General features: G+C 61.0%; 24 protein-coding genes. 11 read left to right on the top strand and 13 right to left on the bottom strand.

Annotation, left to right across the window (positions count from 1 at the left end):
• Nucleotides 1-10 precede the first annotated feature (10 nt).
• Nucleotides 11-3,511 carry an indolepyruvate ferredoxin oxidoreductase family protein gene (locus tag RRH01S_RS04165; RefSeq protein ID WP_256367189.1) on the bottom strand — a complete coding sequence of 1,167 codons (3,501 nt, stop codon included), beginning with the start codon at nucleotides 3,509-3,511 and terminating at the stop codon, nucleotides 11-13.
• A 269-nt stretch (nucleotides 3,512-3,780) separates the two neighbouring features.
• Here RRH01S_RS04165 and RRH01S_RS04160 point away from each other — a divergent pair, with 269 nt between their 5' ends.
• Nucleotides 3,781-4,440 (top strand): glutathione S-transferase family protein, encoded by a 660-nt coding sequence (locus RRH01S_RS04160; protein ID WP_012651102.1) that lies wholly within the window; start codon nucleotides 3,781-3,783, stop codon nucleotides 4,438-4,440.
• Between the two features lie 7 nt (nucleotides 4,441-4,447).
• Here RRH01S_RS04160 and RRH01S_RS04155 read toward each other — a convergent pair whose 3' ends face one another.
• A complete protein-coding gene (locus RRH01S_RS04155; protein ID WP_034519215.1) occupies nucleotides 4,448-5,344 on the bottom strand; it encodes a LysR substrate-binding domain-containing protein in 897 nt (298 codons plus the stop codon).
• Nucleotides 5,345-5,492: 148 nt separating this feature from the next.
• On the opposite strand from RRH01S_RS04155, the gene RRH01S_RS04150 reads away from it, so the two are divergent.
• Complete coding sequence (locus RRH01S_RS04150) at nucleotides 5,493-5,678, top strand: hypothetical protein (protein WP_034519218.1); 186 nt, start codon at nucleotides 5,493-5,495, stop codon at nucleotides 5,676-5,678.
• Nucleotides 5,679-5,716: 38 nt separating this feature from the next.
• Nucleotides 5,717-6,079 (top strand): MmcQ/YjbR family DNA-binding protein, encoded by a 363-nt coding sequence (locus RRH01S_RS04145; RefSeq protein ID WP_034519576.1) that lies wholly within the window; start codon nucleotides 5,717-5,719, stop codon nucleotides 6,077-6,079.
• Here the strand turns inward: RRH01S_RS04145 and RRH01S_RS04140 are convergent, their stop codons facing one another.
• Together RRH01S_RS04140 and RRH01S_RS04135 are read right to left on the bottom strand one after the other, a co-directional pair.
• Nucleotides 6,080-6,700 carry a glutathione S-transferase family protein gene (locus RRH01S_RS04140; RefSeq protein ID WP_007699333.1) on the bottom strand — a complete coding sequence of 207 codons (621 nt, stop codon included), beginning with the start codon at nucleotides 6,698-6,700 and terminating at the stop codon, nucleotides 6,080-6,082.
• A gap of 182 nt (nucleotides 6,701-6,882) precedes the next feature.
• On the bottom strand, nucleotides 6,883-7,239 hold the full coding sequence (locus RRH01S_RS04135) for a hypothetical protein (RefSeq protein WP_007699330.1): 357 nt from the start codon (nucleotides 7,237-7,239) through the stop codon (nucleotides 6,883-6,885).
• Between the two features lie 126 nt (nucleotides 7,240-7,365).
• On the opposite strand from RRH01S_RS04135, the gene RRH01S_RS04130 reads away from it, so the two are divergent.
• Nucleotides 7,366-8,121, top strand: a complete 756-nt coding sequence (locus RRH01S_RS04130; RefSeq protein ID WP_012651099.1) for a DeoR/GlpR family DNA-binding transcription regulator — start codon at nucleotides 7,366-7,368, stop codon at nucleotides 8,119-8,121.
• A gap of 6 nt (nucleotides 8,122-8,127) precedes the next feature.
• Here RRH01S_RS04130 and RRH01S_RS04125 read toward each other — a convergent pair whose 3' ends face one another.
• Together RRH01S_RS04125 and RRH01S_RS04120 are read right to left on the bottom strand one after the other, a co-directional pair.
• Nucleotides 8,128-9,135, bottom strand: a complete 1,008-nt coding sequence (locus tag RRH01S_RS04125; protein ID WP_007699325.1) for an asparaginase — start codon at nucleotides 9,133-9,135, stop codon at nucleotides 8,128-8,130.
• Nucleotides 9,136-9,291: 156 nt separating this feature from the next.
• Nucleotides 9,292-9,918, bottom strand: coding sequence for a helix-turn-helix transcriptional regulator (locus tag RRH01S_RS04120; RefSeq protein WP_034519219.1), 627 nt, complete (start codon nucleotides 9,916-9,918; stop codon nucleotides 9,292-9,294).
• Between the two features lie 101 nt (nucleotides 9,919-10,019).
• Between RRH01S_RS04120 and RRH01S_RS04115 the strand changes: the two genes are divergently transcribed.
• Nucleotides 10,020-11,438 carry an MFS transporter gene (locus RRH01S_RS04115; protein WP_034519221.1) on the top strand — a complete coding sequence of 473 codons (1,419 nt, stop codon included), beginning with the start codon at nucleotides 10,020-10,022 and terminating at the stop codon, nucleotides 11,436-11,438.
• Here RRH01S_RS04115 and RRH01S_RS04110 read toward each other — a convergent pair.
• The 4 genes from RRH01S_RS04110 to RRH01S_RS04095 form a co-directional block, all read right to left on the bottom strand.
• Nucleotides 11,419-12,417: an NAD(P)H-quinone oxidoreductase gene (locus RRH01S_RS04110; RefSeq protein ID WP_034519222.1), complete on the bottom strand. Its 999-nt coding sequence runs from the start codon at nucleotides 12,415-12,417 to the stop codon at nucleotides 11,419-11,421. The genes RRH01S_RS04115 and RRH01S_RS04110 overlap by 20 nt on opposite strands.
• Before the next feature lie 81 nt (nucleotides 12,418-12,498).
• Nucleotides 12,499-14,304, bottom strand: a complete 1,806-nt coding sequence (locus RRH01S_RS04105; RefSeq protein WP_034519223.1) for a GGDEF domain-containing protein — start codon at nucleotides 14,302-14,304, stop codon at nucleotides 12,499-12,501.
• A gap of 210 nt (nucleotides 14,305-14,514) precedes the next feature.
• Nucleotides 14,515-14,766 (bottom strand): ribbon-helix-helix domain-containing protein, encoded by a 252-nt coding sequence (locus RRH01S_RS04100; protein WP_007699311.1) that lies wholly within the window; start codon nucleotides 14,764-14,766, stop codon nucleotides 14,515-14,517.
• A 230-nt stretch (nucleotides 14,767-14,996) separates the two neighbouring features.
• On the bottom strand, nucleotides 14,997-15,545 hold the full coding sequence (locus RRH01S_RS04095) for an HdeD family acid-resistance protein (RefSeq protein ID WP_007699310.1): 549 nt from the start codon (nucleotides 15,543-15,545) through the stop codon (nucleotides 14,997-14,999).
• Between the two features lie 150 nt (nucleotides 15,546-15,695).
• Here RRH01S_RS04095 and betI point away from each other — a divergent pair, with 150 nt between their 5' ends.
• The 4 genes from betI (at nucleotide 15,696) to betA (ending at nucleotide 20,197) form a co-directional block, all read left to right on the top strand.
• Nucleotides 15,696-16,286: a transcriptional regulator BetI gene (gene betI / locus RRH01S_RS04090; RefSeq protein ID WP_034519580.1), complete on the top strand. Its 591-nt coding sequence runs from the start codon at nucleotides 15,696-15,698 to the stop codon at nucleotides 16,284-16,286.
• Between the two features lies 1 nt (nucleotide 16,287).
• The gene (locus tag RRH01S_RS04085; RefSeq protein WP_042470093.1) at nucleotides 16,288-16,929 is read left to right on the top strand and encodes a glutathione S-transferase family protein; all 642 of its coding nucleotides are present in this window, start codon (nucleotides 16,288-16,290) and stop codon (nucleotides 16,927-16,929) included.
• On the top strand, nucleotides 16,929-18,392 hold the full coding sequence (betB, locus tag RRH01S_RS04080; protein ID WP_012651092.1) for a betaine-aldehyde dehydrogenase: 1,464 nt from the start codon (nucleotides 16,929-16,931) through the stop codon (nucleotides 18,390-18,392). Before RRH01S_RS04085 ends, betB begins: the two co-directional genes overlap by 1 nt.
• 155 nt (nucleotides 18,393-18,547) lie before the next feature.
• Complete coding sequence (betA, locus tag RRH01S_RS04075) at nucleotides 18,548-20,197, top strand: choline dehydrogenase (RefSeq protein ID WP_034519225.1); 1,650 nt, start codon at nucleotides 18,548-18,550, stop codon at nucleotides 20,195-20,197.
• A gap of 12 nt (nucleotides 20,198-20,209) precedes the next feature.
• Here the strand turns inward: betA and RRH01S_RS04070 are convergent, their stop codons facing one another.
• Together RRH01S_RS04070 and RRH01S_RS04065 are read right to left on the bottom strand one after the other, a co-directional pair.
• Nucleotides 20,210-20,509 (bottom strand): type II toxin-antitoxin system RelE/ParE family toxin, encoded by a 300-nt coding sequence (locus RRH01S_RS04070; protein ID WP_007695041.1) that lies wholly within the window; start codon nucleotides 20,507-20,509, stop codon nucleotides 20,210-20,212.
• Nucleotides 20,506-20,778 (bottom strand): YlcI/YnfO family protein, encoded by a 273-nt coding sequence (locus tag RRH01S_RS04065; RefSeq protein WP_007695035.1) that lies wholly within the window; start codon nucleotides 20,776-20,778, stop codon nucleotides 20,506-20,508. Before RRH01S_RS04065 ends, RRH01S_RS04070 begins: the two co-directional genes overlap by 4 nt.
• Nucleotides 20,779-20,970: 192 nt before the next feature.
• Between RRH01S_RS04065 and RRH01S_RS04060 the strand changes: the two genes are divergently transcribed.
• On the top strand, nucleotides 20,971-22,332 hold the full coding sequence (locus tag RRH01S_RS04060; protein WP_034519226.1) for a chloride channel protein: 1,362 nt from the start codon (nucleotides 20,971-20,973) through the stop codon (nucleotides 22,330-22,332).
• A 3-nt stretch (nucleotides 22,333-22,335) separates the two neighbouring features.
• Here the strand turns inward: RRH01S_RS04060 and RRH01S_RS04055 are convergent, their stop codons facing one another.
• Nucleotides 22,336-22,782: an RrF2 family transcriptional regulator gene (locus RRH01S_RS04055; RefSeq protein WP_007695032.1), complete on the bottom strand. Its 447-nt coding sequence runs from the start codon at nucleotides 22,780-22,782 to the stop codon at nucleotides 22,336-22,338.
• 485 nt (nucleotides 22,783-23,267) lie between these two features.
• Here RRH01S_RS04055 and RRH01S_RS04050 point away from each other — a divergent pair, with 485 nt between their 5' ends.
• Nucleotides 23,268-24,005: a phosphoadenylyl-sulfate reductase gene (locus tag RRH01S_RS04050; RefSeq protein WP_007695026.1), complete on the top strand. Its 738-nt coding sequence runs from the start codon at nucleotides 23,268-23,270 to the stop codon at nucleotides 24,003-24,005.
• The last annotated feature ends 3 nt before the right edge of the window (nucleotides 24,006-24,008 follow it).

The raw sequence follows: 24,008 nt of genomic DNA, 5'->3' as shown, positions 1-24,008 counted from the left end.
CTCCTGAACATCACGCCGCGTCGGCGGGAACGTGCTGCTTCTCCTGCGGCATTTCATAGGTCTTCAGCTTCTCGGCGATCCGCGCCATGACCTTCCGGGCGGCCTCCTCCTTGACCGGTCCGTAACCTCTGATCTCATCGAACAATGACAGAATAGCAAGGGCCTCTGCTTCATTATCCGCGCGCAGGCGGCTGAGGACACGCTCGGCGATTGCTTCATATTCGCCGATCAACCGGCGCTCGAGCCGACGTTCGGCCATATAGCCGAAGGGATCTAAGGCGGTGCCGCGCAGCCGCTTCATCGGCGCGAGCCAGCGCAGCAGCGGCAAGATCCAGGCGCCGAATTCACGCTTCCTGGGCCGGCCGTTCGGGTCTTTGCCGGCGAGCATCGGCGGGGCAAGATTGAGCGCCAGCTTGAAATCGCCTTCCATCTCATCACGCAGATGCGCCTCGAAGGCAGGATCGGTCAAAAGCCGCGCCACTTCATATTCGTCCTTATAGGCCAGCACCCGAGCATAGGTGACGGCAACGGCGAAAGGCACCTTGTCGGAAAGCTGAGCCTTGGCGGCCGCTGCCGAGGTCCGCGTGACGAAAGCGTCATAACGATCGGCAAGGGTGGCATTCTGATAGGCGGTCAAATGAGCCTTGCGATGGGCGATCAGTTCGCCGAGGCTCATCTCCACCAGTGTCTTCTTGGCGTCCGGCTCGGACATCATCTCATGTACGGATTGCGGATCATGTGCCAGCAGCCGGCCCCAATGGAAAGCGGAGAGGCTGGCCTTGACCGCCACACCATTGAGCTCGATCGCCTTCTCGATCGCCTCCAGCGACAGCGGCAGCAGGCCGCGCTGCCAGGCGAAACCAGTAAGTAGGATATTGGTCGACATGGCGTCGCCGGTGACTTCGCTCGCAACATGGCCGAAATCGAGGAAGACAGATTTGTCGGTGACGGTCTTGGCGATCGCATGCTGCACCGAACCGACCTTGAAATCGAAATCGCGGTTGCGGACGAAATCGGCGACCGGCATCAGGCCGGTGTTGACGATGGCGGTGGTGCGAGCGGAAGAGCAGAGCGTGATCGCGTCCTTGGAGGCGCCGACCACTTCGTCGGCGGAAAGCAACAGGTCGGCGCCACCGTTAACGATGCGCGACGAGGTGACGTCGGCCTGATTGTGGCCGATGCGCAAATGGCTCATCACGGCGCCGCCCTTTTGCGCCAGGCCCGCCATGTCAAGGATCATCGGCACCTTGCCGTCGAGATGAGCCGCCATGCCGAGGATGGCGCCGATGGTCAGAATGCCGGTGCCGCCGACGCCGGCGATGGCGATATTCCAGGGACGCTCGCCGAGAGCCGGGACTTCCGGCATCGGCACCTCAACATCGGCATGTTCCAGCGCCTTGCGCTTGCGGCGCTTACCGCCATGGACGGTGACAAAGGAGGGGCAGAAGCCCTTCACACAGGAGAAATCCTTGTTGCAGCTCGACTGGTTGATCTGGCGCTTGCGGCCGAATTCGGTTTCCAGCGGCTCGACGGAGATGCAGTTGGACTGCACCGAGCAATCACCGCACCCTTCGCAGACGGCGGGATTGATGAAGACGCGCTTGGCCGGGTCTTCAAGGAGACCGCGGCTGCGACGGCGGCGCTTTTCCGCGGCGCAGGTCTGGACATAGACGATGGCCGAGCAGCCCTCGGTCTCGCGCAGCGTCAGCATGACCTGATCGATATTGTCGCGATGCATGACCTTGACGCCGGGCGCCAAATCCGATGCCCGATAAGCCTCAGGACTTTCAGAGAGCAGATAGATCGGCGTGACGCCTTCGCCATGCAGCTGGCGGGTGACGAGTTCCGGCGTCAGATAGCCGTCGATCGGCTGGCCGCCGGTCATGGCGACGGCGTCGTTATAGAGTAGCTTATAGGTGATGTTGACCTTGGCGGCGACGGACTGGCGGATGGCGAGAATGCCGGAATGGAAATAGGTGCCGTCGCCGAGATTGGCGAACATGTGCTTCTCGTCGGTATAACGGGCGATTGCCGTCCACGGCACGCCCTCGCCGCCCATCTGCGTGAAGGTCTCGGTCTTGCGGTCCATCCAGGTGACCATGTAGTGGCAACCGATACCAGCCATGGCGCGGCTGCCTTCGGGAACGCGGGTCGAGGTGTTGTGCGGACAGCCGGAGCAGAAGAACGGCGTGCGGTTCACCGGTGCGACATGGGTGCGGCTGATCTGACCGCGCTCGGCGAGGTAGGTGAGCTTGGCGGCGATGCGATCATGCAATGAGGAATCGAGATCGAGCTTGACGATGCGGCCGGCAATGGCTCTCGCGACCGCGCCGACGGTCAGTGCCGCCGACAGGCTGAGATAAGGCTTGTCGTGCTCGTCGAACTTGCCGACGATGCGCGGGCGGACATCGGAGCGCCAGTTGAAGAGCTGCTGCTTGATCTGGTTTTCGATGATCTCGCGCCGCTCCTCGATGACCAGCACCTCGTCCAGCCCTTCGGAGAAATGCCTGACCGCTTCCGGCTCCAGCGGCCAGGGCATGCGGACCTTGAGGATGCGCAGGCCGATCGCCGCCATTTCCTTCGGGCCGATCTCCAATTCGCGCAGCGCCTGCAGCACATCCTCATAGGCCTTGCCGGAGGAGATGATGCCGAAGCGGGCGTTGGGTACATCATGGGTGACTTCATCGACGCGATTGGCGCGGGCGAAGGCGATGGCGGCATAGGCTTTGTAGGTCTGCAGACGGTCGTCCTGCACCAGCGGCGGATCGGGCCAGCGCAGGTTCAGGCCACCGGGCGGCAGTTCGAAATCGGTGGGCAGCACGAATTGGCGTCTTTCGCCGGAGAGATCGACGGCGGCCGTCGTCTCGATGGTGTCGGCGATAAACTTCATGCCGACCCAGCAGCCGGAATAGCGCGACATGGCGATGCCGAGCAGGCCGTATTCGAGGAATTCGTGAATGGACGAGGGATAGAGGACCGGAATGACCGCCGACATGAAATCATGGTCGGTCTGGTGCGGAATGGTGGAGGATTTGGCGGAATGATCGTCGCCGGCAAAACAGAGGACGCCGCCATGCTTCGATGTGCCGGCGGCATTGGCATGTTTCAGCACGTCGCCCGATCGATCGACGCCGGGGCCTTTGCCGTACCAGATGCCGAGCACGCCATCCTTGCGAACGCCGGGCGATAAACCAACTTGCTGTGTGCCCCAGACGGCAGTGGCCGCGAGGTCCTCGTTGATGCCAGGCTGGAAGGTGACGTCATGCGCGTCGAGATAGGTCTTGGCTTTTAGAAGCTGCTGATCGTAGCCGCCGAGCGGCGAACCGCGATAGCCGGATATGAAGGCGGCGGTGTTGAGACCGGCAGCGCGATCGCGGCGCATCTGGGTCATAGGCAGACGCACCAGCGTCTGCAGGCCGGTCATGAAGACACGGCCCTCGTCTGCGGTATATTTGTCGTCAAGCGATACGCTCGTCGCCAGCATCTGCTCTCCTCCCGAGATCGCAGTCACCAATTGCGCATGGACTTCTTCGCCGAATGCCTCCTACCGCATCCGATGAAAACCATGAGTCGAATCTAACATGCACGGAGGCTAATTTCCGAACAAAGGAGGTGAGCAGACAGCATGATTTGCAAAGATTCCGGGTGGCTTGCAGATATTTTCGTGCTTAGTCCCGTGCACCCATCAAAAGCTTTCATCCAGATATCAGCGAACACCCCTTCCTTTCGCCAATAGCCGCCAATACCCTCGCCCCACCCAAAACACTTCGGAGACGGAACATGCTGACAATCTATGGCGTCTATCGCTCGCGTGCATCGCGCAATTACTGGATGGCGGAAGAACTCGGCATCGAGTTCAAGTCCGTGCCGGTCATTCAGGCCGGCCGCATCGCGAATCCGCTCGCCACCGATGCTCCGCTCAACACGACGTCGCCGGAGTTTCTGGCGATCAACCCGATGGGCATGATTCCCTGCATCAAGGATGGCGCTCTCGTCATGCATGAATCGCTCGCCATCAACCTCTATCTCGCCCGCAAATATGGCGGCCCGCTTGCCGGCAAGACGGTGGAGGAGGAAGGCCAGCTTTTGATGTGGACCATGTGGGCGGCAACCGAGGTGGAGCCCTATTCCGTTGCGCTCGTCAGGATCTACGACAATGGCCTGGAAGGCAGCGAGGCCGGCAAGGCCGGGATCGCGGTTGCCTGCCGCTCGCTGAAGAAGCCGCTGGACGTGCTGGAACAGCATCTTCAGAACCAGGATTATCTCGTCGGGGATCGCTTTACCGTTGCCGACCTCAACACCGCCGAGGTGCTGCGCTACGCACAGACGGAGCAGCCCCTGTTCGACAGCCGTCCGAAGGTGAAGGCCTGGATCGAGCGTTGCCAGTCGCGCACCGCTTACAAGACGATGCAGGCAGGCCGGGCCAAAGAGCCGGCCTGAGGCCTGCTCACTGGAAGAGCCTCATGCTTTCTTCCATCTCCTCGCGGATCCAGGCTTTGAAGGCGGTCACCTTCTTGGCTTCCCGCACGCCTTCGGCCGTGATGAAATAGTGACCGAAGCCGGTCTTGGCGCGGATGCCGAAGGGATCGACGAGGCATTGCTGTTGCAGCGCATAAGCCGCCAGCGTCTGCCAGGCGAGCATCACGCCCTGGCCGGCCATGGCGGCGTCGAGGCAGAGCGAGGCGTCGTTGAAGACATGCCGCTCCTCCATGCATCTGCCGGCAAGGCCGACCTGTTTCAGCCAGACATCCCAGGTAAACATGGCGTGCCCGTCGATCACGGCGGGCACCTTTAAGAGATCCGCCGGCTCCTTGAGCGTGGCGGCGATCTGCGGCGTGACGACGGGAAAGACCTTCTGCGCGAGCAGCAGCTCGGATTTGACACCCGGCCATTGCCCGCTGCCGACGCGGATGCCGATATCGACATCCGATGTCGCCGGATTGACCAGTTGCGTGGTGGCGTCGATGCGCAGGCGGATATCCGGATGACGCTTGGCGAAGCGATCGAGCCTATGCACCAGCCAGCGGGCGGCGAGAACCGGCGCGACCGAGATAGTGAGAATGTTGTCGTCACGATACTGCGCCACGGTCACCGCCGCCGATAGCGCCTGAAACCCCTCGCCAAGCCGCGCCAGCACCGCGATGCCCGCCTCCGTCACCGCCATGCCCCTCGGCGTGCGTTCGAAGACAGGCCGGCCCAGCTGCGCCTCCGCCTTGATCACCTGCTGGCTGACGGCTCCGATGGTCACGCCAAGCTCATCGGCGGCCGCCTGCAACGAACCCAGCCGGCCGACCGCCTCCAGGGCGCGAAGCCCGTTCAGATGAACGCTGTTGAGATTTTTCATATAGAATATCTATATCAGCATCCCGGCATTCTCAATTGAAATTCAGCGCGAAATGCGCGATCATCACAGCATAGAGTTGAAACCTGCCGCCACAGACCCACTGAATGCCCCATGGGCGCATATTCGCGGAGAGACGAGGAGGCATGTCATGTCGATACTGAAGCTTTTCTTCAATCACCTGCTGGACGAGGATCGCGAGCGCGAAGACGATCCGCTCAGTCATCCCGTGCTGGAAGCCATGTCGCTGGAAGAACTGGCCGATCTGCCGCTCATGCCGGAAAATCTGGGGCGGCGGATGGAAAGACGGGAAGCCTGCTCGAATGAATGCGCCTGAAGAAAAGCGGTGCTGTTTGTGGCGTTGACGAGCACAGCATGAAACCGAACGGCGAAACCGCTGCCATTCTCCAACGCCTTTTGCGGCTCGTAACAGCAGCCCACTTGCCCGACGTCGAAACCAGTACCCATTACGGCCTGCCGGCGCTGAAAATCGGCGGCAAAGCATTCGCCTCGATCAAGAACACCAAAACCATCGTGCTGTCCCTGCCCGTCGACCGCAAGGAACAACTGATCGAGATGGCACCGGAGATCTATTTCCAATCGGATCACTATATCGGCTGGCCGTCGCTGCCGCTGCGCATCGCCGAAATCGGCGATGCCGAACTGCAGTTGCGGCTAATCGAAGCCTGGCGGTTTCGCGCGCCGAAAAAGCTGCGAGCCGCCTTCGAGACCATCTGATCAGCTCTGCTGGGCTGCAAGCGCCCTTTGCACGGCCGGGCGTTCCAGCATGCGGGCGTGATGAGCACTGACCTTTTCGAAGCGGGCCAGATCGACGCCGTCGCCGGGCAGCCAGCGCGTCAGGGTGAAGAGGTAGCCGTCTGCGACGGTATACTGCTCACCCATGACCCACGGGCCTTCCAGCATCGTCTCCTCGATCAGGGCAAAGCTCTCGCTCATGGTCTGCGGCACCTTGGCCTTCATCGCCTCGATTGCTGAGGCATCGTCAGTCCAGCGATGGCCACGCATCTTATGGGCATGATTGATATGCACGGTCGAAGCGAGATAGCTGTTGAAAGCCTGCATGCGGGCGAATTCGAAAGGATTGTCGAGCGGCGCCAGCTTTGCCTGCGGGGCGATCTGGGCGACATAGGCGAGAATCGCTACATTTTCGGTAATGACGCCCTTGTCGGTGATCAGCGCGGGAACGCGACCCTTGGGATTGATCGCCAGGTATTCCGGCGACCGCTGCTCGCCGTTGGCGAAGCTGATGGGCCGGGCTTCGTAGGCGAGACCGGATTCTTCAAGCGCGATCAGGCTTGCGAGCGCACAGGTGCCCGTTGCAAAATAGAGTGTCGGCATATTCTGTTCCTCGGTTCGACTCCGAGGAAAGCTAAAGGCATCCGGGCAAATACGGAAGTGGCTGGCACTGATACCTGCCATGAAAGCTTTTGATTGATGCGGAAGGGCGTGCCCATCCCCATGACGCGACGCTGGAAACCGAAGGCCCGCACGTCATGCCATGAAGATGGGCGGCAAGTTCCTTAGGCGCAGCCAGGCACATCCTCCAGCCGATGCCAGACGGGAATGCCGCGTTCGCGGGCAATGCGAACATCATTGTCCGCGCCCTTGGATTCGCCCGGCAATCTCAAAACACCCTCGCAAAGCTGCAGCAGCCGGTGGGCGGTCGGGTGGAAGATTTCCTCATAGAGATCGTCACCGATGCTCTTGCCGCCGGCGGCGTGCCAGACCGGCAGGGCGACCCATTCGCCGATCATCGGCAAGTGCCCTGCCCTGAACAGCGCATGGGACGGCTCTTCCAGCCGCTTGAGATTTTCGGCCATCTTTTCGGGATCGTCCCCGGTTCCGGAGCGATAGGGTCCGGCAATCAGGATCAACATGTCACATCTCCTTTTTCTCCTGCCGCTTGCAGGAATTTGCACGAAAATGCATTAAATTTCTTGATTGTCGACTCATTTCTGGTAAACTCACGATATATCATGAATTATCGTGCAAAAGCAGGCAGCATGCTCACCAGTCAACGAAAGACCCTCATCCTCGATATCCTGCGCCGCGACGGTCAGGTGATCGCCAAGTCGGTCGCGGACGATCTCGGTCTGTCAGAGGACACGATCCGCAGGGATCTTCGAGAGATGGCGGCGGAAAAGCTGCTGAAGCGCGTGCATGGCGGCGCGCTGCCGCTCTCACCCGAACTACCGGATTTCTCGGCGAGGCAAAACGTGTCGTCGGAGGTGAAGCGTCAGCTCGGCGCCTATGCGGCGGGGATGGTTCGGCCGGGACAGACCGTGTTCCTCGACGGCGGCACAACGAATGCGGAAATCGCCCGCCACCTCCCCAGGGACTTCGCCTTCACTATCGTCACCCACAGCCCGACAATCGCAGGCGAACTGGAGCATCACCCGACGGCCGAAGTCATCCTGATCGGCGGCAAACTCTACAAGCATTCGATGGTGGCGACGGGGGCCGTGGCGATGGCGGCGATCTCGCTGGTGCGGCCGGACATCTTCTTCCTCGGGGTCACCGCGATCCATCCCGCCCGCGGTCTTTCGACCGGCGACTTCGAGGAAGCCGCCATCAAGCGGCATATCACCCAATGTTCGGCGGAAACCTATGTGCTGGCGACACAGGAGAAGCTGGATGCCGCCTCGCCCTGCCACATCCTGCCCATCACGGCGATTTCGGACATGATCGTGCCGTCTAACGTTGCGGAAGGAAGTCTCGCACCCTATCGAGACGCCGGAGTGAGCATCCTCGTCGCGTAAGCCGTATCAAGCCGTCAGGACTGTCGTCGCCCTGATATCGCCGACATGAATGCGGTTCCAGTTGTTCAGCGCCTTATTGGCCATGGCCATCAAACCCGAGTTGATATCACCGCCCTTTTCAAAGAAGCGGGCGAGTGTGGCCGCCACCATGGCCTCGGCGGCGCGCGTTGTGCCATCATCGCATTTGACGGCAATCGCAACGCCCTGCTCGGGGATCGCCGCGCAGAAGACGCCTTCGGCGCCGGTCTTGGCGAAAATCCGGCCGGGAGCGATCTGCATCAGCTTCGTGCAGGCGCGATCGGTGCCGGCGACATAGAAGGGCTCGGCCATGCAGGCGTCGAACAGGCGGCGAGACGCCTTGGCGCGCAATGGCTCCAGTCCGTTACCGGTCGCCATCCTGGCAAAGCCATGCGCCAGGCTCCTGAGCGGCACGGCGTAGCTCGGGATGGCGCAGCCGTCGATGCCGCAATTGTCATGGCCCAGCGGCGTGTCCGTCAGGCTCTGCATCGTCGCGCGGATCTGCTGCTGCAGCGGATGGTCGTAGCCGACATAGCCCGTGGGATCGATGTCTTGATGAGAACAGGCGCAGATGAAACCGGAATGCTTGCCCGAACAGTTGTTGTGCAGCGCCGTCGGCTTGTCGAGAGTGCGCGCCTGATGGATAATCGTCTTCTGGTCGAAGGACCAATGCGCGCCGCATTCAAGCGTGGTCACATCACGACCGGCACGCGCAAGCATGGACGCGGCCAGCGCCACATGCTCGTCCTCGCCATTATGCGAAGAGCAGGCCAGCGCCAGCTCCTTATTACCGAAGCCATAGGCATCCGCCGCGCCGCTTTCGACCAGTGGCAAAGCCTGCATCGCCTTACAGGCGGAACGCGGAAACACGCCGTTTTCGATATCGCCAAGTGAGAAAACCAGCTTCCCGTCGCCATCGACCGCGGCGACCGATCCACGATGACGGCTCTCAACGAGATTTCCACGGGTGACTTCGACGCAGACAGGATTGGACATGATGGAAAGCGCTCTTTGATTTGCGGGATGAGGTATTGTTAGTCGCTGCTGGGAGGGTTGCCAATCGGCATATAGTGGCAGCGGCTATCTGGTTACAAAGTTGGTGCAGATGGGCGTCATTCGGGCTCTCGGCTTGAAACTGACCGTGCCCCTCCTTCAGACAGCAGCTCGAATCCTGTACGCACAACGCCGCGCCCCGAGCAGAATATGCTCCTCCCGCTCCACGCTTGCCGCCAGCGCCTCACGAAACGTCTCGAGCTCCGACCGACAGAAGCCGGCGCAGACGCTTGCGGCTGAACAGATGGGGCAGTGATTTTCCACCAGGATGACGGAGCCGTCCTCCTCCAACCAATGATCGGCCATGTAGCCTTCGCGCGTGCGGATGGCCGCAAGCGTGGCAACACGCGAAGGCAGGTCGGAGCCGATGTCGATTTCGCTGCGGTAACGCTTCAGTGTCTCCACCTCGCGGGCTGAAATCACCGCGTCGACCGCCCCCTGCCCAAGCTGGTCGGCCATGGTCGCCAGAAGCGTCGCGGTGAGGTCAGCATGGCCGTCGGGAAACTGCCGGTTGCCGGCTGCCGTCAGATGCCAGAGCTGTCGCGGCCTGCCCCTGCCCGAGGACGCCTCCGTCACCGGCTCGACCAACCCCTCCTCCGCCATCTTCGTCAACTGCTGGCGCACCGCTTCCGACGATATGCCAAGCGCGCTGCCGAGGGCTGCTGCAAGCTGCGGACCTTCGGTTTTCAACAGGATCAGGATTCGGTTGACAGGCGACTGGCGCATTTTTCCAAGTTTTCTCTTGTTTTAATTCCACGGCGATGTAATTTTCCAATCTATAACTTGGAAAATAATTATTCGCCAGGGAAAACACCGAGGAACATCCGATGTCCAGCATCGACCACGCAGATACGTCCGACTCCATCTTCACTCTCTTCTCACCCCGGCTCCTCCCCGCGACATTGATGCTCGGTGGCGGCGTCACCCTCTATGCCGTCGAATCCTACATCACCGCGACGCTCACGCCGTCTATCGTTCGAGACATCGGCGGCCTAGAGCTGTTTTCCTGGATGACGACGCTTTTCGTTGCGGCCGGCGTGCTCGGCTCGATCACCGTTGCGACACGGCCGAGAGGCATGGGCCTGCGCGCGGTCTATGTTGCGGCGGCGCTGATATTCGGCGCCGGAAACCTGATCTGTGCCATCGCACCCACGATGCATGTCGTGCTGGCCGGCCGCGCTGTACAAGGTTACGGCGTCGGCATGCTCGCAGGCCTTGCCTATGCCTTTATTCGCTTCGTTTATCCCGAGCCGATGTGGCGCAAGGCCTCCACGCTGTATGCGGCAATATGGGGCGTCGCCACGGTGCTCGGGCCAACGCTCGGCGGAATGTTCTCCGCCGGTCATGCATGGCGCGAGGCCTTCATTATTCTCGTGCCTGTGGCCGGTCTCATGGCCCTGTCGGCGCGATGGCTGCTGCCGAAGGTCAAGGACGATCGCGCGGAGGGGAAAACGCCGCTGGTCCAGATCGCACTTCTGCTCACGGCAGTCCTGCTAACGAGTTTTGCGAGCACAAGCGATCATGAATCCTACAAGATCCTGCTGATCGGCCTATCTGTCGCTTTCATCGCAGCAATGTTGATCTTCGAGAGCAAGGGGCAGACCCGGCTCCTGCCAACGGGCGCCGTCACCCTCGCCAAGCCGATATCCCGGCTCTATCTGATGATGTTCACCATGATGCTGGTGCTGACGAGCGATATCTACATCCCTTACTTCCTGCAAAACCTGCACGGCGTCGCACCGCTCGCCTCCGGCTACCTCGTCGCGCTGGTGGCACTCGGCTGGACCGTGGCGGCCTTCTTCAGTGCCTCGTTTTCGGGACGGCAAGCCGTCATTGCGATCATCATCGGCTGCGTGCTTGAAACCGTCTCCACCGCTTCGTTGATCCCCTTTGTCGCCAGAGACAATCCGGCCGGCCATCTCATCTGGCTCGCGCCCGCTGTCATCTCCATGTTCCTGATGGGCTTCGGCGTCGGTCTTGGCTGGGGACATCTGATCGCCAGGATCATCAGCCTTGCCGACCAAACAGAGCAGGACAAGGCTTCGGCGGCCATCTCGATGGTCCAATCGCTCGGCGGCGCCTTCGGCGCAGCGCTCGCAGGCGTCATCGTCAACAGTGCCGGGCTCGCCCATCCCGGCGGCATCGCCGGCAGCCTGTCGGCGGCGACATGGCTCTATACGCTGATGGCCCTGCCCGGCCTCGTCGCCATCGCCATGTCGTTCACTCTCAAGCCAGCTTCAGCATGATCTTGCCGATGTGATTGCTGGTCTCCATCAGCCGATGCGCGTCGATGACGTCGTCAAAGGCGAAGGTCTTGTAGATGACGGGGGCAATCCTGCCCTCGTCGAGCAGCGGCCAGACCTGCGACAGGAGGTCGTCGCGGATGGCGCGTTTCTCTTCCGCTGTGCGCGGACGCATGGTTGATCCCGTCACCGTCAGGCGCTTGACCATGATCGGCTGCAGATTGGCCTTTTCGGCCACCGAGCCACCGAGGAAGGCGATAATCGACAGGCAACCGTCCTTGGCGAGCGAGGCCAGGTTCTTTTCGAAATAGGCAGCACCGATCATGTCGAGGATGATATCGACACCGTGGCCGGTTTCTGCCTTGATCACCTCGGCGAAATCTTCGTCCTTATAGTTGATCGCCCGCTTCGCGCCGAGCTTCTCACAGGCCTCGCATTTCTCCTTCGAGCCAGCGGTGGCGTAGACCGTGGCGCCGAAAGCATGGGCAAGCTGGATCGCCGTCGTGCCGATGCCGCTGGAGCCGCCATGGATCAAGACGCTCTCGCCCTCGGTGAGACCGGCCATCTGGAAAAGGTTGGCCCAGACGGTGAAGAACGTCTCCGGCAACGCCGCCGCGCGAACGGCATCATAGCCGTTCGGAAACCGCAAAGCCTGGCTGGCCGGGAGAACGCAATATTCGGCATAGGCACCGCCGTTGGCGAGACCGCAGACCTTGTTGCCGATGGCAAATTCCGTGACGCCGCGCGCGACATCGACGACTTCGCCGGCAACTTCCAACCCGAGTATGGGGCTGGCATCCTTCGGCGGAGGATAGATACCCTGCCGTTGCGCCACATCTGGCCGGTTGACGCCGGCCGCCTCGACCCGAACGAGGATCTCGCCATCTTTCAACACCGGCAGAGGCTTGCGGGCGATGGTCATGACCTCGGGCGCACCGAAGGACGGCAAATCCACAAAACGCATTTCAGACGGCAAGCGCATAGCTCGACTCTCCTCATCCCAGCAAAGCAATGGAGATAGTTTAGCGCATGCGGCTTGAAAAGAAGCTGGTATTGGAGGGCGTCAATTCGTCTCGCCCAGGCTCAGGAACGAAATGCCGATTTCGCTCTCCTTCGCCCTTGCCTTGATGCCGGCGATCGAGGTGCTGACGCGGTTGATATCGTCGATGACCAGCCCCTCGGGCAGCTCGAGAATGCCGATGGAGCAACGCATCAACGGGAACATGGCCTCGGCGCCGCTGCGGTCATGACCACGGATACGGCCGGCGGTGCGATCCTCGGGCGAATAGAACTCCAGCACATCGGCGTGGAAATCGGCAAGCAGCCTGTCGAGGATTTCACGCAGCTCTTCCACAGTCCAGCCGGAGACGCCGATGAAGAAATCATCGCCGCCGACATGACCGAGGAAATGGCGCTCGGCGAAGAAATAACGCCGCATCAGAGCGGCGAATAGCGAGATGGCGTGGTCACCAAGATGGAAGCCGTAGGCATCGTTGAACGGCTTGAAATTGTCGAAGTCGCAATAGCAAAAGTGCCTGACCTCATCGCCATCGCGGCCGGTGCTCTGCATGAAATCATGAATGGCGCGGTTGCCCGGCAGGCCGGTGAGCGGGTTCTGATCCTGAGCGACCTTGAGCTGCTTTTCGTTGATGACCTTGATCAGCGAGGCGGCCGAGACGATGCCGGCATAATGCGTGCCCTCGGTGACGATCAGGCAATCGCTGCTTTCCATATTGGCGAAGATCGCCATTAGCGTGTCGGCGTCGGAATCCAGGCCGACGATCGGCGCCATCTCGACGAAATGGGAAATCGAGCGTTCATAGACCTTGTTCTTCAGGAGGTCGCGGCCGAAGGGCTGGTAAATATATTCCTTGAGCTGGTACTCGTGGATGATGCCGCGCGGTTCGCCATTGGCATTGACGACGGGGAAATAGGCGCGACGCGGATTGCGGCGGAAGAGTTCGAAAACGCTGTCGATGCTGTCGTTCTCGCCGATGGTCGGCAGCACCTCGATCTGCTTGCGAATGAGAACCTCGTCCAGCGATTGGCTGTTGCGCGCCCTCTTGCCGAGATCCTGCAGATGCGGAAAGGCGGGCTTCAGCTCGTTGACCAGCATCGTCGGGCGGGCGATGAACCAGCCCTGGACGAGATCGACGCCGAATTCGCGGCAGGTCAAAAACTCCGCCTCGGTCTCGATCCCCTCGGCGATGACGCGGGTGCCGAGGACATGGGCGATATTGACGATGTTTCTTAAGATGTGCCGCTTGCGGGCGTTGCGATCGATATTGGCGACGAAATGCCGGTCGATCTTGAGATAATCGACAGGATAGTCGGCCAGGAGCTTCATTTCGCCATGACCGACGCCGAAATCATCGATCGCCAGCTTGAAACCGGCATCCCGCATCTTGGCGACCAGATCGGAAAACTCCGGCACGCTGGTATTGTCGAAGCGCTCGGAGAGTTCGAAGCAGATGGAGGACGGCGCAATGCCGGCCTTCTTCATATACTGCAGCAGACCATCGACCAGAACGTCGCCCTGTGGGATCAGGCGGACATCGAGATTGAGGAAAAGGGTTGCGGTGCCAGCATTGGGGAGCGTCGCGAATTTCGCCACTGCCCGGCTCGTCACCATCTGCTCCAGCCCCAGGAGCTGGCCGCTACGCTCGGCCTCATCGAGAATTTCGATCGGGCTGTCGAAACCGATCCGCTCCTGCCCGCGCATCAAGGCTTCGTAGCCGAAGACCGTGCCCGTGCCGGCTTCGACGATCGGCTGGAAGGCATTTTCGATCACGAGTTTGGCGAGCGTGACAATCTGGTCGCTGGCATACCGGCGCAATACGCCAGGCTCGACGGCGGCAGTCAGGGACATGCCCATCTCCACTAAAGAATTTTTGATCTAAGTTTTTGAGTAAACTTTGGATTTATCGCGTTTTCGGCCCAAGATGGGCCACAGGCGTCAACGAAACCTTTCCCCTATGTGAAAGTTTCGTGAATGGTAAAAGAACGTTAACCATAAGTACTGCCGCCACGATCCGGGAATCGGCGACACCGGCTTCGCAAGATGCGAAGTCCTTGACGCTCAGTTATGCCGGTGTGTTTCCGCCTCGTAATCGGCGAACATGTCGGCAACGCATCGGCTGCTCTTTACCGCGCCATCCGGATCATTGGCCGCACGCGGCACATCGCAGATCTCACCACGCTTGCGCGCGGCATCCCACATGCGCAAAGCCTCGCGCACGACCTCACTGCTCGATGCATAAGTACCTGTATCGACGGCCGCTCGGATGCCGGCAGCCTGAAGCGGAGAGATGGAAACCGTTACCATCGGCATGATATTCCTCCCTTGTAGTTCTTAAGCAGAATTTTTCGCTGGAGACCCGCTCCAGATGTGTAGCCGGAGCCTTCAGGGCGCGTCTCCATAAACACGCATGCTCTCGACTATGGCACCGAGTACTCTGTCGTTCAGTGCCGCTCCATTCCGCATGACAGCCTCTAGAGGGTAATCCCGCTCACGCCTCTTGTCAAAAAGTCGCACTTCGTTACCGCCGGTTGTACGCGCTTCTATCGCCTGAGCGCAAAGCCGAAAGCCATTAGCGTCCAGCCCTGGAACGTCAGGTCAACCGCGAGGAAAAGGCCGAGAACCCAGAGGCTGTTGACCGGCCAGCCGAGCGCAATGGCAATGCCGGCAAGCGCGGTGACCACGCCGCCGATGACGATCCAGACCCAGCCCCGCTCCGGCTTCAGCTTGCGGCCGACCCAGACGCGAAATGTACCGGCGATCAGCAGTGCAATGGCCAGAAAGAGCGTCAGCGCTTCCGAGGCGAGCAAGGGATTGGCAAAGGCAAGAATGCCGGCGAGCGTATAGAGCAGGCCGCTCAATATCCAGAACAGGATATGCTCCCATCCCCGCACCTGAAAGGCATGCGCAAGATGGATGATGCCGCCGATCAGCATCAGCATGCCGACATAATAAACCGATGCGACGGTGGCAACGAAAAGATTGCCGAAGGCGATGGCGCCGCAAACGAGCAGAAATACACCAAGCGCTACAAACCACCCCCATTTTTCGCGCATTGCAGACGGGGGAACCTCATCCAGAACATTGACCATGACTGTACCTCCTCCTCCTCAAGAGTATGGCACAGAAATGCAACTCGGAAAGGGGTCGCGGATTTTCAGCCCATACCCAGCCGCCAAGTGATTTTTTTATTGATTGATCAGTCAATCAAAAATACACTGCGGCAATCTCAGGGGTAAATGATGCCGAAAGTCGGAATGGAACCGGTGCGCCGCAAGGCGCTTGTGGACGCGGCGATGCGCGTGATCGGCGATCACGGCTCGCTGACCGTCACCATGTCCGAAATCGCCAAGCAGGCCGGCGTTTCCCCGGCGCTTGCCCATCACTACTTCGGCAGCAAGGAACAGTTGCTGATAGAGACCGTCCGTCATCACCTACAGCGGCTGCGCGACAGCACAGTGACGGCGATGAGAGCCGCAAAGACGCCGCGGGAAAAACTGTCCGCCGTCATCCATGTCAGCTTCCACGCAGATCAATTCGCGCCGGAGACGATTGCAGCCTGGCTCGCCTTCTATGCCGAAGCGCAGCGGTCCGAAGAGACCCGCCGCTTCCTCGTCATCTATGCCCGGCGGCTGCGCTCGAACCTGCTCGCAAATCTGAAGGCGCTATGCCCCTCTGATGATGCCGAGCGCATTGCCGAGGGTGCCGCCGCCATGATCGACGGGCTCTATATCCGCCAGAGCCTGCGGTCGGCGCCGATCAGCATCGAAGGGTCGATCGCGCTCACCGAAGATTATCTGACGATGCACCTGAACGCACTGGGAGGCCGATAGAATGCTGACCATATGGGGCCGGAAATCGTCATCCAACGTACAGGCGCTGATGTGGTGTATCGGCGAGCTTGGCCTTCGCCATGAGCGCATCGACGCGGGCTTCACCTATGGCGTCAACGATACGCCGGAATTCCTGGCGATGAACCCGAACGGCACCGTGCCTGTCTTGCGTGACGGTGACGGCGAGCCGCTGTGGGAAACAGGCGCCATTCTGCGCTATCTCGCCGAGCAATATGCGGATGAGGACTTTTGGCCAAGAGAACCTGGTCGCCGCGCCCAGATCGACAAATGGGCGGAATGGGCGAAGCTCAATGTGGCGCTGAGTTTCACCGCCCCGGTGTTCTGGCGCATAGTGCGGACCGCGCGGGCCTTGCGTGACGACGCAGCCATCAGTGCCGCCCTTGCCCTTCTCGGCAAAAAGTTCGACATCGCCGAGACGCAACTTGAACAGCATCGTTTCCTTGCAGGTGAGAAGCTGACGCTGGCCGACATCCAGTTCGGCCACGTTCTCTATCGCTATTTCGACATCGACATCCCGCGTCCTCCCCGTCCCCGGCTGGAGCGCTACTACCGAAACCTGACCGAACGACCTGCGTTCCAAGAGCATGTCATGGTGTCTTACGAAGAATTGAGGGTCCTATGATGCGTGCACAACCGAAAGCCTCCCATTTCATCGACGGCGAATATGTCGAGGATACGGACGGCACCGTCATTGAAAGCATCTATCCGGCAACCGGCGAAGTGATCGCCCGGCTGCATGCCGCAACCCCCGCCATCGTCGAGCAAGCAATCGCCGCTGCCAAGCGCGCGCAGCCGGAATGGGCGGCGATGAGCCCGACGGCGCGCGGCCGCATCCTGAAGCGCGCCGCCGACATCATGCGCGAGCGTAACCGCGAACTTTCGGAGCTTGAAACGCTCGACACCGGCAAGCCGATCCAGGAAACCATCGTCGCCGATCCGACCTCGGGCGCCGATAGCTTCGAATTCTTCGGCGGCATCGCGGCCGCCGGCCTCAACGGCTCCTATATCCCGCTCGGCGGCGATTTCGCCTATACCAAGCGCGTGCCGCTCGGCGTCTGCGTCGGCATCGGCGCCTGGAACTATCCGCAGCAGATCGCCTGCTGGAAGGGTGCTCCCGCGCTGGTCGCCGGCAACGCCATGGTGTTCAAGCCTTCGGAAAACACCCCGCTCGGCGCGCTGAAGATCGCCGAGATCCTCATCGAAGCCGGTCTTCCGAAGGGGCTCTACAATGTCATCCAGGGCGACCGCGAGACCGGACCGCTGCTGATCAACCATCCCGACGTCGCCAAGGTATCGCTGACCGGCTCTGTGCCGACAGGCCGCAAGGTCGCGGCCGCCGCCGCTGGAAGCCTCAAGCACGTCACCATGGAACTCGGCGGCAAGTCGCCGCTGATCGTCTTCGACGATGCCGACATCGACAGCGCCATCGGCGGCGCCATGCTCGGCAATTTCTATTCGACCGGCCAGGTCTGCTCGAACGGCACACGCGTTTTCGTCAATCGCAAGATCAAGGCTGAATTCCTGAAGCGCCTGAAAGCGCGCACCGAAGCGATGCTGATCGGCGACCCCATGGACGAGGCGACGCAAGTCGGCCCGATGGTGTCCTGGGCGCAGCGCGAAAAGGTGCTGTCCTATATCGAGAAGGGCAAGGCCGAAGGCGCGACGCTGGTGGCTGGCGGCGGCATTCCGAACAATGTCTCCGGCGAAGGCTATTACGTACAGCCGACCGTCTTTGCCGATGTCACCGACGACATGACCATCGCCCGCGAAGAGATCTTCGGGCCGGTGATGTGCGTTCTCGATTTCGATGACGAGGCGGAGGTCATTGCCCGCGCCAACGACACAGAATTCGGCCTGTCCGGCGGCGTCTTCACCGCCGATCTCACCCGCGCCCACCGCGTCGTCGACCAGCTCGAGGCCGGGACGCTGTGGATCAACGCCTACAATCTCGCGCCGGTCGAAATCCCCTTCGGCGGCTCCAAGCAATCCGGCTTCGGCCGCGAAAATTCGCTGGCGGCGCTGGAGCATTATTCCGAGCTGAAGACGGTCTATGTCGGCATGGGGCCGGTGCAGGCGCCTTATTGATACACCAGGTCGCCGCATAGTGGCGGCTGGGGGTGACCAGCCGCAACGCTCATACCAGTGATCACCCCACCCCGGCCTGCGGCCGACCCTCCCCCTCAAAGGGAGGGTGCAAAACAGCTTCGATCTACGCCCCTATCCATCTGGAACACATCGTCATGCAAGCAGATTTCGTCATCATCGGCTCAGGTTCCGCCGGCTCCGCCATGGCTTCGCGGCTGTCGGAAGACGGCAAGCATACGGTCATCGTGCTGGAATTCGGCGGCAGCGATGTCGGGCCGTTCATCCAGATGCCGGCAGCGCTTGCCTGGCCGATGAGCATGGACCGCTACAATTGGGGCTATCTCTCCGAACCGGAGCCGCAGCTCAACAATCGGCGCATCACCGCGCCGCGCGGCAAGGTGATCGGTGGCTCCTCCTCGATCAACGGCATGGTCTATGTCCGTGGCCACGCCGAGGACTTCAACCGCTGGGAAGAGCTCGGCGCCCAGGGCTGGGCCTATGCCGATGTGCTGCCCTACTTCAAGCGGATGGAGCATTCCCATGGCGGCGAAGAGGGCTGGCGCGGTACCGACGGGCCGCTGCATGTCCGGCGCGGCGATGCCCGCAATCCGCTGTTCCATGCCTTCATCGAGGCCGGCAAGCAGGCAGGCTTCGAGGCGACGGAGGACTATAATGGCGGCAAGCAGGAAGGCTTCGGCCTGATGGAGCAGACGACCTGGATGGGCCGGCGCTGGTCTGCCGCGACGGCCTATCTGAAGCCGGCGCTGAAGCGGCCGAATGTCGAGCTGATCCGCTGCTTCGCCCGCAAAGTCGTGATCGAAAACGGCCGCGCCACCGGCGTCGAGATCGAACGCGGCGGCAAGATCGAGATCGTCAAGGCGAACCGCGAAGTGATCGTCTCGGCGTCTTCCTTCAACTCCCCGAAACTGCTGATGCTCTCCGGCATCGGCCCCGGGCAGCATCTGCAAGAGATGGGCATAGAGGTGAAAAACGACCGGCCGGGCGTCGGCGCCAACCTGCAGGACCATATGGAATTCTATTTCCAGCAGACCAGCCTGAAGCCGGTCTCGCTCTACTCCTGGCTGCCCTGGTACATGCAGGGGATTGTCGGCGCGCAATGGATGTTCTTCAAATCCGGCCTCGGCACTTCCAACCAGTTCGAAGCCTGCGCCTTCCTGCGCTCGGCGCCGGGCGTCAAGCAGCCCGATATCCAGTATCATTTCCTGCCCGTCGCCATCAGCTATGACGGCAAGGCGGCGGCGAAGAGCCATGGGTTCCAGGCGCATGTCGGCTATAACCTGTCGAAGTCACGCGGCGCGGTGACCCTGCGCTCGTCCGACCCGAAGGCCGATCCGGTCATCCGCTTCAACTATATGAGCCATCCCGAGGACTGGGAGAAGTTTCGCCACTGCGTGCGCCTTACCCGCGAGATCTTCGGGCAGAAGGCCTTCGACGACTATCGCGGCCCGGAAATCCAGCCTGGCCCCGACGTCCAGACCGACGATCAGATCGACGCCTTCCTGCGCGAGCATCTGGAAAGCGCCTATCACCCTTGCGGCACCTGCAAGATGGGCGCGAAGGACGATCCGATGGCCGTGGTCGATCCCGACACCCGCGTCATCGGGGTCGAGGGCCTGCGCGTCGCCGACAGCTCGATCTTCCCCAGCCTCACCTACGGCAACCTCAACGGTCCTTCCATCATGACCGGCGAAAAAGCGGCCGACCATATCCTCGGAAAGCCGAGGCTGGCACGATCCAATCAGGAGCCGTGGATCAATCCACGCTGGGAAGTGAGCGATCGGTAGGGTTGGCGGACATCAGTGATAATCGTCTTCGCGCTGATGCCTGATCGCCAGTATCGTCACTGTGTCGCTGTCTTCGATTTCGAACAGAGCGACATAGCCGGCGGAACCGAAGGGGATAACCAGCTCGCGGAGAAATGAATTGTCCGGAGACGCTTTGCGGCAGCTGAACGGAAAGTCCGCCAGCATCTTCATGGCATCTTCAATGACCGAAACAGCACGTCTGGCGGTATTCTCATCGCGATCGAGCAGATAGGCATAAAGCCGCTTTATATCGTTACGAGCAGAGCTGGCGTAGCGAACTGCATATTTCAATTTTTCTTGCTCGCTATCTTTGCTGCGAGCATCTCCTTCAATTCGTTAACCACCTCGTCAGCGCTATAATAAATACCCGTACGCTTGGCTTCCTCTCGCGCGACCATTCCCCGCGCTATGAATTCCGCATGTGCTCGCCTGTGGTCGATTTGAGCCCTTAGCGAGTTCTCCACAAAAGCCGAGAGTGTTTCACCCTCTTTCAACACGCTCTCGGCGGCGGCGCGCAGTTCCGGGTCGACTCTCAGCGACGGGATGGAAGCGGTTTTCATGAGCAACCTCCTGCATTGCAATTGCGATGCATTCTAGGAGGCCGTTAGAATGTGTCAAGGCTCGGATAAATCCAGGTCGTAAAGTGAAGCCCTGTAAGACAGTGTGAATATCCTGATCCGTCATTTTTAAGCAGACTGTTCAGAATTGAGTCCCAAGCGGACATATCGCACAGCCTGCCGGTTCAAAATCTCATGCCCCCGATCTACCGTAAGTCCAAACTGCTCCGCCGCTCCCGCGTTTTCTGGGGCTCGATCCATCTATGGCGGCCGCGGCTGGTGTTCTGGACAGGGGCTCTCGCGATCGGCGTGATCAGCGTTGGCTTTGCCAAGCTGGCCGATTTGGCACAGCGCGCCTTTATCGGGGTGACGAGCTCGGGGGAATGGAGCTGGTTGTTGCCGCTCGCATTGACGCCGCTTGGCTTCGTGCTCTCCGCCTATCTCGCGACGACCTTGTTTCCCAACGCGCAAGGCAGCGGCATTCCGCAGGCGATTGCCGCGCGGCACCTGCATCATGACGAGGACCGCACCAAGCTTCTGTCGCTCCGGCTTGCCTTCGGTAAGATCGTGCTGACCATACTCGGCCTCTTCTGCGGCGCCTCGATCGGCCGCGAGGGACCGACGGTACAGGTGGGGGCGTCCTTCATGCTGGCGGTCGCCCGCTTCAGTGGCATGGCGCAGGCGAAGGGATTGATCCTTGCCGGCTCGGCTGCAGGCATTGCGGCGGCCTTCAACACACCGCTCGCCGGCATCGTCTTTGCGATCGAGGAAATGAGCCGCACCTATGAATCTCGCGCCAATGGTCTGGTGCTGACCGCCGTCATCCTCTCGGGCCTGGCGGCTCTTGGGCTCTCCGGCAGCTATAATTATTTCGGCACGGCCAGTGCTGCGCCGGTAGCGCTGGTGGATTGGACTCTCGTCCTGATCTGCGGCATTGGTGGCGGCGCGCTTGGGGCTGCCTTCAGCGGCTTTGCGCTCTATGCCGGCATCCGCATACGCCGCTGGGCGCAGCCGCAGCCTCTCAAGCGCATGCTGCTTCTCGCCGGCTGCTGTGGTCTTCTGGTCGCAGCCATCGGCGTCTCCTGCGGCGGCAACACCTTCGGCACCGGTTACGAACAGGCGCGTGGCGCGGTGGAAGGACATGCCCTGCCCCTGCTCTTCTTCCTGGAAAAGCTGCTCGCCAGCTTCCTTTCGATGATTTCGGGCATTCCCGGCGGCATCTTCGCGCCGTCGCTCGCCGTTGGCGCCGGTTTCGGCAGCACGGTCGGCACGCTGATCGGCGGCAGTATCGCGCTCGCGGCGATCCTCGGCATGGCGGGCTATTTCGCCGGCGTCGTGCAGGCGCCGATGACCGCCTTCGTCATCATTCTGGAAATGACGGGGGATCACCAAGCCGTCATCCCGATCATGGCGGTATCGATGATCGGCTATGTCACTTCGCGCCTGCTGTCGCGCGAACCGCTCTATCACGGCCTCTCGCGCGTCTTCATCGCGGCGGCGATCCGGGCACGGCGGGCGATGGAGAAAGAGGCAGGCGAAGAACACGCCGCCCACTGAGACCTACGCCAGCAGGCGAGTGACTTCCGCGCCATCCGGCAGAGCCGTCGCATCAGCGATAGTGGTCGAAAACAAAACCTTGCGGGTGGCGTCAGCAACCCTTGCGAAGACATGGCGGATTTCGCAGGTCTGCTCGCCGTCGCAATCCTCGCAGCGGCGATAGGCGGTGATGGAAAGACAGGGCAATGGCGCGATCGGACCGTCGATAATGCGCAGGATCTCGCCGAAGGTGATCTCCTCGGCCGGCTTGCGCAGGAGATAGCCCCCCTGCTTGCCGCGGCGGCTGATGACGATGCCCTGATGCTTCAGGTCGAGCAGGATCTGTTCCAGAAACTTCTTCGGGATTTTCTGTTGCGTCGCGATGTCGGAAATCATCGTCGGTTCGCCCGCTTCGGCCTGAGCCAGAGCAGATAGCGCCCGCAACGCGTATTTTGCTTTTTGAGTGATCATTTCGAACCGCTTACACACACATACGATGCGCTCACCCGATACACCGGCCACATCGCTTCGGAACTCTTAAACCCTTGGCCGACCTCGCCCCGCTTCAAACACCCGAATCGCGGAAAGCTCGGGGTGCCGGCAACCCAGCCTTGTTTTCAAGCCTTCTCACTATGCCCATAGTTTAGCGCAGAATTTGGCGTTCCGCATCTTTTTGGCCATCACTTCCGATTTCCGTTTGACAAGCCGCGTGTAACTCTACTATTTCTATAGACATTAAAGCAAGCGCTTAGATATGACTAGTCTTATCGGCGCCTCTCCGTTAGCCCGCTTCAGGGGCAAAACGCCTTGGTTAACAGCCGAGGCGGTCGCTTTTTCACATGGGAGCGGCTTCGTGGAGATATTTGCTCTCTATCCCCTCGCTTTCGAAATCCGTTTTTCTGTCCGCAGCCCTCACGAACTGCGATACTCGCGGCAATATCAGGACAGGATTCCCCATGACTGCCATCAATCTCATCGAAGAAGCCGGGACACTGAACAGCCGGTTGGCGGCGCTTGACCTTGCCGGCCGCCTGTCTCTGGTCGCTAGCCTCGGCGGCCGCACCGTGTTCACGACCTCCCTCGGAATCGAAGATCAGGTCATCACCGCCGAGATCGGCAATCACCGCCTGCCGATCGATGTCGTGACGCTGCAGACCGGCCGCCTCTTCCCCGAGACACTGGCGCTGATCGACGAGACGGAAAGCCAGTACGATATCCATATCCATCGCTATGAGCCGGAGCAGGCCGACATCGACGCCTATGCGGCGAAGTACGGTCTCAACGGTTTCTACGAGAGCGTCGAAGCCCGGCATGCCTGTTGTGGCGTGCGTAAGCTGAAGCCGCTTGCGCGCGCTCTTTCCGGCGCCACGATCTGGGTCACCGGCCTGCGCCGCGGCCAATCGAACAATCGCGCCGACACGCCATTTGCCGAGTACGATCCCGAGCGCAACCTCATCAAGGTCAACCCGCTCGCCGATTGGGATATCGACGTGATCCGCGCCTATGTCGCCGACAATAGCGTGCCGGTGAACCCGCTGCACCAGCGCGGTTACCCCTCGATCGGCTGCGAGCCCTGCACCCGCGCCATCAAGCCGGGCGAGCCCGAGCGGGCCGGCCGCTGGTGGTGGGAAAACGACGAGACGCGCGAATGCGGCCTGCATGTTGCGGAAGAAGCCGTCGTCGCCGCGCAATGACAT

Source organism: Rhizobium rhizogenes NBRC 13257 (assembly GCF_000696095.1).
GTDB classification, from domain to species: Bacteria; Pseudomonadota; Alphaproteobacteria; order Rhizobiales; family Rhizobiaceae; genus Rhizobium; species Rhizobium rhizogenes.
This window is presented reverse-complemented; position numbering and strand designations above follow the sequence as displayed.